10 protein-coding genes are annotated in these 6,720 nt (G+C 41.3%); all 10 read left to right on the top strand.

What is annotated here, in order from left to right; translation table 11 throughout:
- Positions 1–3 precede the first annotated feature (3 nt).
- The gene (locus UYC_RS0108880; RefSeq protein ID WP_016879388.1) at positions 4–1,482 is read left to right on the top strand and encodes a hypothetical protein; all 1,479 of its coding nucleotides are present in this window, start codon (positions 4–6) and stop codon (positions 1,480–1,482) included.
- 50 nt (positions 1,483–1,532) lie between these two features.
- The gene (locus UYC_RS37660; RefSeq protein WP_016879389.1) at positions 1,533–1,802 is read left to right on the top strand and encodes a hypothetical protein; all 270 of its coding nucleotides are present in this window, start codon (positions 1,533–1,535) and stop codon (positions 1,800–1,802) included.
- Entirely contained in the window at positions 1,795–2,052 is a 258-nt protein-coding gene (locus tag UYC_RS0108890; protein WP_016879390.1) for a hypothetical protein, read from the top strand. The genes UYC_RS37660 and UYC_RS0108890 overlap by 8 nt, the downstream gene beginning before the upstream one ends.
- Positions 2,053–2,271: 219 nt before the next feature.
- Positions 2,272–2,871 carry a 7-carboxy-7-deazaguanine synthase QueE gene (locus tag UYC_RS0108895; RefSeq protein ID WP_235181612.1) on the top strand — a complete coding sequence of 200 codons (600 nt, stop codon included), beginning with the start codon at positions 2,272–2,274 and terminating at the stop codon, positions 2,869–2,871.
- The gene (gene queD / locus UYC_RS35415) at positions 2,871–3,293 is read left to right on the top strand and encodes a 6-carboxytetrahydropterin synthase QueD (RefSeq protein ID WP_016879392.1); all 423 of its coding nucleotides are present in this window, start codon (positions 2,871–2,873) and stop codon (positions 3,291–3,293) included. Before UYC_RS0108895 ends, queD begins: the two co-directional genes overlap by 1 nt.
- Positions 3,265–3,783: a GTP cyclohydrolase I FolE gene (folE, locus tag UYC_RS0108900; RefSeq protein WP_016879393.1), complete on the top strand. Its 519-nt coding sequence runs from the start codon at positions 3,265–3,267 to the stop codon at positions 3,781–3,783. Before queD ends, folE begins: the two co-directional genes overlap by 29 nt.
- On the top strand, positions 3,776–4,465 hold the full coding sequence (queC, locus tag UYC_RS0108905) for a 7-cyano-7-deazaguanine synthase QueC (RefSeq protein ID WP_016879394.1): 690 nt from the start codon (positions 3,776–3,778) through the stop codon (positions 4,463–4,465). Before folE ends, queC begins: the two co-directional genes overlap by 8 nt.
- Positions 4,462–5,538 carry a hypothetical protein gene (locus UYC_RS0108910; RefSeq protein ID WP_016879395.1) on the top strand — a complete coding sequence of 359 codons (1,077 nt, stop codon included), beginning with the start codon at positions 4,462–4,464 and terminating at the stop codon, positions 5,536–5,538. The genes queC and UYC_RS0108910 overlap by 4 nt, the downstream gene beginning before the upstream one ends.
- Positions 5,531–5,941 (top strand): DUF6884 domain-containing protein, encoded by a 411-nt coding sequence (locus tag UYC_RS0108915; protein ID WP_016879396.1) that lies wholly within the window; start codon positions 5,531–5,533, stop codon positions 5,939–5,941. The genes UYC_RS0108910 and UYC_RS0108915 overlap by 8 nt, the downstream gene beginning before the upstream one ends.
- Positions 5,917–6,597 (top strand): ParB/RepB/Spo0J family partition protein, encoded by a 681-nt coding sequence (locus UYC_RS0108920; protein WP_016879397.1) that lies wholly within the window; start codon positions 5,917–5,919, stop codon positions 6,595–6,597. Before UYC_RS0108915 ends, UYC_RS0108920 begins: the two co-directional genes overlap by 25 nt.
- Positions 6,598–6,720: the final 123 nt, after the last annotated feature.

Here is a 6,720-nt window from a genome sequence, read left to right on the forward strand (position 1 = left end):
GAAATGGCTTTTGAAATCGAGCGACTCTTAATCAGTCGCGTTGTCAACGCAGAAAGAATAATAATCTGTTGGCTTGGTTTCTCCGCTTTATTCGGACTAACCGGGCCATATTTCGTGAAGAGCGATCGCATCACTACGGGATTGCTACTAGTTTATGGAACTCTATGCTCCGGTTTGTTTGGTGTTAGTAGTCACTTGAGAGAACAAAAGGAAAAGGTTTATCAATCTCTCAACGAAGCTGATATGAAAGCTTTAAAGCAAGAGTTACAGGGTGAGGCTGTTTATCACTCAATAGCGACTTCTATCAACTCTAAGCGCAAAGTAGCGGCATTTGTAAACCAATTACCAGTTACCGAGCGCCTCCGGTGGATAGAAGAGTGGGGGTTACATGGTTTAGTTGAACTCCCCGAACCTCCAAGAGAATTTCGCACAGCACCCCTCCCTCAGGAAATTCCAATCCCCGCGATCGCTGACATTGATGAGGAATCAGTACAGCAGGTAGTTAATCCTGGTGTTATGCAAGTATTAGGTGCGATCGCCGAAGATTTTCCACAGTACATCAGACTTGATAGTAAGTGGGTAGATGAATTGTGCGACGCGGCATCTAATCACAACATGAGTGCTAGGAGCAACCATCATTTTTACCTTGCAGGTGGAACACAGTCAGGTAAATCAACCTTGGCTGGGGTGTTAATCAATAAGATTGCTGCTAAATCTCAGGGAGCAGCGACGGTAATTGGAAATGATCCTAAAGATGGTGTTACTCGCTGGCTTTGTAAATTCAGCCGCAAGTTTGATGGTATGGAAGCAATACCAGATTGGATTAAATTTGCAACCAGAGAAGTTGACGATCGCAAACAAGCAATTGCTAATCAGTCTGGAAACTGCGATCGCATCCCCGAATTATTCTTGGTTCAAGACGAAGTTGATTCTGTGTTTGGTGGGGGTAAAGGTTTCCCTGGCAAGGTTGATAAAAAAACGGCGGAAGCTTTGCAAGCGCTATGGAACTACATTATTAAGTTCACAGCAGGGTTGAAGTGTCACGGTGTGTTTATGGGGCAGTCCCCCCTTTGTGGCGCGACAGGCTTTAGCAGACCTGACCTTAAAAATGTTTGCTTTATTGCGATGGGTCAGACAGCTAGTTACATCCTTGATAATCCTAAAGATTTCATCAATGTCAAAGACGAGATTTTGCAAGTTTTTCAGCAGACTTGCGAACTTTTAGACAAGGCATCTGTGCGCTATGCCCTTGTCGTGCCGACACGGTCAAATCCTTTTGTTGCCATCATTCCAACCTTTGATATTGGTAGTATGGAGCAAAAGCAAGATGTGGGGGATGCTTATATGGAGATTAAACAATGGCTAAAGTCGCTAGAAAGATTGCCAAGCGATCGCGAATTGGCAGATACATGGAAAAAGTTAACAGGCTTGGAACTCAACGAGCAAGGTCTAAGCGAGCTAAAAAGAATTCTAGAAATTTAGATTTTGAAGCTAGGTACGGGGATAGAGAAGAGTATAGAAGACAATGTGCTATGGCCCATCGCTCTGCCAAGCGCCGATGTGTTGTTTGCGCAGTGCGTCCTTCAGATCAACTCCACCATGCATACTATGGATGTGACGAGATTGGTGTCTCTACATTCCCTGTGTGCAATGTCTGCCATCGCAGCGTCTGTCATTCAACAACCAATTGGGTGAAAAGTAGAAGTAATCCTGTTTGGGGTAATCGCAATACCGAGGAATTTACCGAAGTACTGCGATCGCGTTTTCGATTGTTAAATCAAGGAGTTTCTGGTAATGTCTAAATTCGATTTTTTGTTAAGGGAAATTCAAGCAGATTTAGATATAGAGCAATTAAGAGAAAACCGTATTCGTAGTTTCTATGCAAGACAAAGAGCGATGTTAGCTCGTGAAAACTTACTTCATCAAGAATTGCAACTAGAGCAAGAGTTGCTTGATGAGTACCCTGAGATGGCAGAGTTCATCCATCAAATTAACACTGTTGAGATGGAAATGAAAAGCAAAGGTTTTCGCAAAATTCTTGATAAAATGTAACTAAGCTAGAATACGCAAATATCGCCTGGCGGTTCACCCGCCTTTTTTGTTGCCAACTTTTTAGGATAAAATTTTCTACGCAATTATAAGAGGTGCATCTAGTGAATTTCACGACATCCGCTAGAAACAAAAAAAGGTTTTCCGAGGTTGCCAATGGTGCGATCGCATCTCAAACTTGTGTTTAACTATTAATTAAAGTTGTTGTTAAGGACAAGAGACTTGTTTTTAATTCATGAAACTTTCCAAGAGACAATACAAGGTGAAGGGTATTGGACTGGTAGTGTTTGTGATTTCATTCGCCTTTATGGTTGCCCTGTTAAGTGCCACTTCTGTGATAGCTCCTACTCATCAGGTGGTTCACATATACAATACACCAGACGTACCTTAGAGGATTTAGTCAGTGAGCTAAAAAGCTCTATGGTTGTTATCTCTGGAGGGGAGCCTTTTGTAAATAAACAATTATCACTTCTGGTAGATGAATTGTTGGTTCATAATAAGAGAGTACACATTGAAACCTCTGGTGCTTTTTGGCAAGAGATTCCACCACGGGTTTGGGTGACTGTCTCCCCTAAAGAGTATGTTAGTCCCAAGTATCCAGTAGATGAGAGGATGTGGCAAAGAGCGAATGAAATCAAAATTGTTATCAGTGATGGTAGCGAAGTTGATTTTTACAAAGACAAGCTAAGTGAGTGTAGCTTAATTTTCTTACAACCGGAGTGGGGCAACCCTAATTCGTTGCAGTTGACTTTAGGGTTATTGAGGGAAAATCCCCAATATCGTTTGTCTTTACAGACACATAAATACATTGGTGTTAGTTGATGACATGGTTGCTTGGAAAAGAATTTAGATTTGAAGCTGCCCACTACTTACCAAATCATGACGGTAAATGTGCACGCTTGCATGGGCACAGCTGGAAAGGTGTTGTTTATGTTATTGGAACCACTCTAATAGAAAGTGGTACCAAAGAAGGGATGCTAATCGACTACTCAGATGTCAAAGGTGCGATCGCACCTTTGCTTGAGAATTATCTTGATCACCACTATTTAAATGAGACTACAGGATTAGAGGTACCCACCAGTGAACGACTTGCAAAGTGGATTTACGAAAAGCTCGAATATACTCTCCCAGGACTTTGGGGAGTTCGGATTGACGAAACCTGCACCAGTACCTGCCTCTACACTAAATCAAGTAATCCAGCACTTATCCTTAGCGATGGGTTTACTATGGGGGGGATTGCCTGAAGGGATGGAGGAAACACCTCAAAGAGTCGCGAAGCACTGGGCAACAATTACCAGAGGTTTACATCAAGATCCATTGGAACCACTTAAGAAAACTTTTACTTGCGATCACGATGAAATTGTTCTGATTAAAGACATATCTTTCAACTCTTTATGTGAGCACCATCTTTTACCATTCTTTGGTGTTGCTCATGTGGGTTATATTCCCAGCGGGCGTGTAGTTGGACTATCTAAAATACCTCGCTCTTTGGATATCCTTGCTGCTCGTCCTCAGCTGCAAGAAAGGTTAACAAGTGAACTGACCCAAGTAATTGAAGATGCGATCGCACCTGTGGGTGTAATTGTCGTCATGGAAGCAACTCACACGTGTATGAGCACTCGCGGTGTAGTAAAAGCTAATGCAATTACTACTACTAGTTGTGTTCGAGGTGTGTTCAAGACTGATTTTCAAGCCAGACAAGAAGTACTTTCATTAATTAACAAAGATGCCTAAATGTTTAGTGATCCTCAGTGGAGGACAAGATTCTACAACCTGCCTTGCGATCGCATCTCAACAATTTGATGAGGTACATGCGGTAACTTTTGAGTACGGGCAACGCCACGCTATTGAGCTTGAATCAGCAGATGCTGTTGCCAGAACATTATCTGTTACCTCTCATGAAGTGATTAAGTTAGGAGCAATATTGAAGGGTACATCACCTTTGGTGAGTAAATACCCAGTTTCCACCTACACCACCCCCGACGAAGTACCGGACGGCGTAGCAGCTACCTTTGTCCCTAGTCGAAATGCTTTGTTTTTGACTATTGCCTCAAATCGTGCGATCGCATTAGAGTGCTCAACCATATTTACTGGAGTTTCCCAGACCGATTACTCTGGGTACCCAGATTGCCGCAGAGATTTTATAGACTCCTTAGAGGAAACCTTAAGCTTGGCAAACTGGGGAACAATCGGACACTTGAAGATTGAAACTCCCTTAATGTACTTAAGCAAAGCAGAATCAGTGTTGCTGGCTAAAGCGGTGTTAGGCGATCGCTTTGAAGAAGTGATGGAGCTAACCCACACTTGTTACCAGGGAGTAAAAGGTGGTTGTGGTAAGTGTGCTGCTTGCCTACTGCGCGATCAAGGGTTTAAGGAAGCTAATGTAGTTGATCCGATTTGGAAGTTTAGGGGATGAGGATACACGTTGCTGAAGTTTCTAAAGAGAGAGGACAGTATCAAGTTCTTGTTGAAGAAAGGTATAATTCCTCTCTACTTTCTTACTTCTATGCCAAAAGGTGTGAAAAGTATTTTGAACAGTATTGGGTGGATTTAGTGAAAATACATTTAGCATCTACCACTAACAAACTTCAAGGTGAAACAAACATCAAGAAATTGCTTCCTGAGGAGGGAAAATCTGATGCTCTATTTAGCTATGCCTACAAAGAACACGAGCCAATGTGGCGAGATTCTTGGAACATGAATATCCACTTAGCAGGACATACAGCAACACCTGAGATTCCATCTCAGGTGTTGAGCGAACACAAATCCCACCTGACTACATACGCTGACCAAGGAGAAATAAGAAATAAGCTACCTTCTTTTAAAGACCTTCGCCCTCGTGTAATTATAGACTCCGGCGCATTTACATCCTTCACTTGTGGTAAGGTTATCAACCCAAGAGACTATGCTGCTTGGGCATTAGAATTTGAGCAACGATGGAGAGATAAAATGCAATTTCTCCGCTTCATGAACTTAGATGTAATCGGAGACCAAGAGGGAAGCTGGAAAAACCAAGCAATACTAGAAGCTTTGGGGATGAAACCAATCCCTATTGTTACCTATGGGGCACAAAAGGAGCATTTAATCAGGGCAATAGAAAACTATGACTACATAGCTTTGGGGGGTTTGGTTCCCCATGTGGCCCATAGAGAAAGATTGAAGAAATGGTTAGACTTCTGTTTTGGTATAATTACACCCTACTTTAAAAAGACAAGTGTCATGCCTAAAGTTCATCTACTTGGTATTACATCAGAGTGGACTTTGCAAAGATATCCTTGTTACTCCTCTGATAGCTCATCTTGGGTACAGTGTTTGCGCTTTGGTGGTGGTAAGTCAGCTGGCTTAGATAAAATTCCTCGTTATAAAGAATCGAACGCAGCTATGTCTGCAACCCTACACGTATTAAGAGCAGAAATTCAAAAATATAAAAAGATGGAAGAAAACACAACAAAATTGTGGGCTAAGAGGGGGGTTGTTTGGGATGAATAAACCTGATGTATGTTTAATATCCTGTTGTAAAACTAAGTTAAAACACCCAGCAAGAGCGATAGACCTTTATACTTCTGATTTGTTTATAAAATCGCGTAAGTTTGCAACACAATATGGGCTTCCTATTTATATTCTTTCTGCTAAACATCACCTAGTTCATGCCGATACATTATTAGTACCTTATGAGTTAACACTTAATAAAATGTCAACTAATGAACGAGAAGAATGGTATAAGTACGTTGCCATTCAGATAACAAAAGAGCTTGTAGACAAAAATCTTTTAGTATTAGCAGGTGACAACTATCTTGGTTTTAGCGATCGCATAAGTAATAAAATTATTAACCCTTTAAACAAACTACCAATCGGAAAACGACTCCAATGGTTAAAAACACACACAAAGTAACTAAAATAGAACGCTCAGTTAAAATCTCAATATCACAACTCCACCCCAACCCTTGGAACCCGAATAAGACATCGCAGCGGCAACAGGAAGCAATAGCTGAATCATTGCGCGAATACTCACAAGTTCTTGAGTTGATAGTCAGGCCACACCCTGATATTGAAGGTGAATACCAGATTATTGATGGAGAGCACCGATACCAAGAATCATCTGATTATGTCTATGCAAACGTATTACATGGTTTGTCAGACGCCGAGGCCAAGAAACTTACTGTTGTCCTGAATGAAACCAGAGGTACTGCTGACAAGATAGAACTATCACAATTGTTGGCAGACATCAAGATAGATTTGGGTGCCGACTTGATAACCTCATTACCATACACAGAAGTTGAGCTTGGGGAGTTAGTCAACCTTGCAGATATCAATTGGGATGATTTCTCGACCGACAACCAAGAAGGTAACAATTTTAACGGTGACGGTGGCGGCGAAGATTTAAAAATCATCACTTTCAAAGTCTCTCCAGATGACTACCAATACTTAGAGAGTATTTACAACTTAATTAAAGACCAAGAACCCTTAGATAAGAACAAAGCTATTGCTTGGGGACAAGTTTTGGTTACTATAGCTAAAGATTTCCTTGCTGTATCACCAAATTCTTAATTATTTAGTTGTCATTATTGACATCTAAATTGCTAGCAAATATAATGATTGTTATAAACAAGCAAGGTAACAAAGATGGTGCGATCGCTAAATTTCTACCAAGGAAACGTTGAGAGCTTTCGG

The sequence above is a fragment of the Chlorogloeopsis fritschii PCC 6912 genome (genome assembly GCF_000317285.1).
In the GTDB taxonomy this organism is placed as follows: Bacteria; Cyanobacteriota; Cyanobacteriia; order Cyanobacteriales; family Nostocaceae; genus Chlorogloeopsis; species Chlorogloeopsis fritschii.

Bases quoted from the DNA above. Each gene is read 5' to 3' on its own strand.
- UYC_RS0108880 (WP_016879388.1), top strand. From the start codon at position 4: ATGGCTTTTGAAATCGAGCGACTCTTAATCAGTCGCGTTGTCAACGCA.
- UYC_RS37660 (WP_016879389.1), top strand. From the start codon at position 1,533: ATGGCCCATCGCTCTGCCAAGCGCCGATGTGTTGTTTGCGCAGTGCGT.
- UYC_RS0108890 (WP_016879390.1), top strand. From the start codon at position 1,795: ATGTCTAAATTCGATTTTTTGTTAAGGGAAATTCAAGCAGATTTAGAT.
- queD (WP_016879392.1), top strand. From the start codon at position 2,871: ATGACATGGTTGCTTGGAAAAGAATTTAGATTTGAAGCTGCCCACTAC.
- folE (WP_016879393.1), top strand. From the start codon at position 3,265: ATGGGTTTACTATGGGGGGGATTGCCTGAAGGGATGGAGGAAACACCT.
- queC (WP_016879394.1), top strand. From the start codon at position 3,776: ATGCCTAAATGTTTAGTGATCCTCAGTGGAGGACAAGATTCTACAACC.
- UYC_RS0108910 (WP_016879395.1), top strand. From the start codon at position 4,462: ATGAGGATACACGTTGCTGAAGTTTCTAAAGAGAGAGGACAGTATCAA.
- UYC_RS0108915 (WP_016879396.1), top strand. From the start codon at position 5,531: ATGAATAAACCTGATGTATGTTTAATATCCTGTTGTAAAACTAAGTTA.
- UYC_RS0108920 (WP_016879397.1), top strand. From the start codon at position 5,917: ATGGTTAAAAACACACACAAAGTAACTAAAATAGAACGCTCAGTTAAA.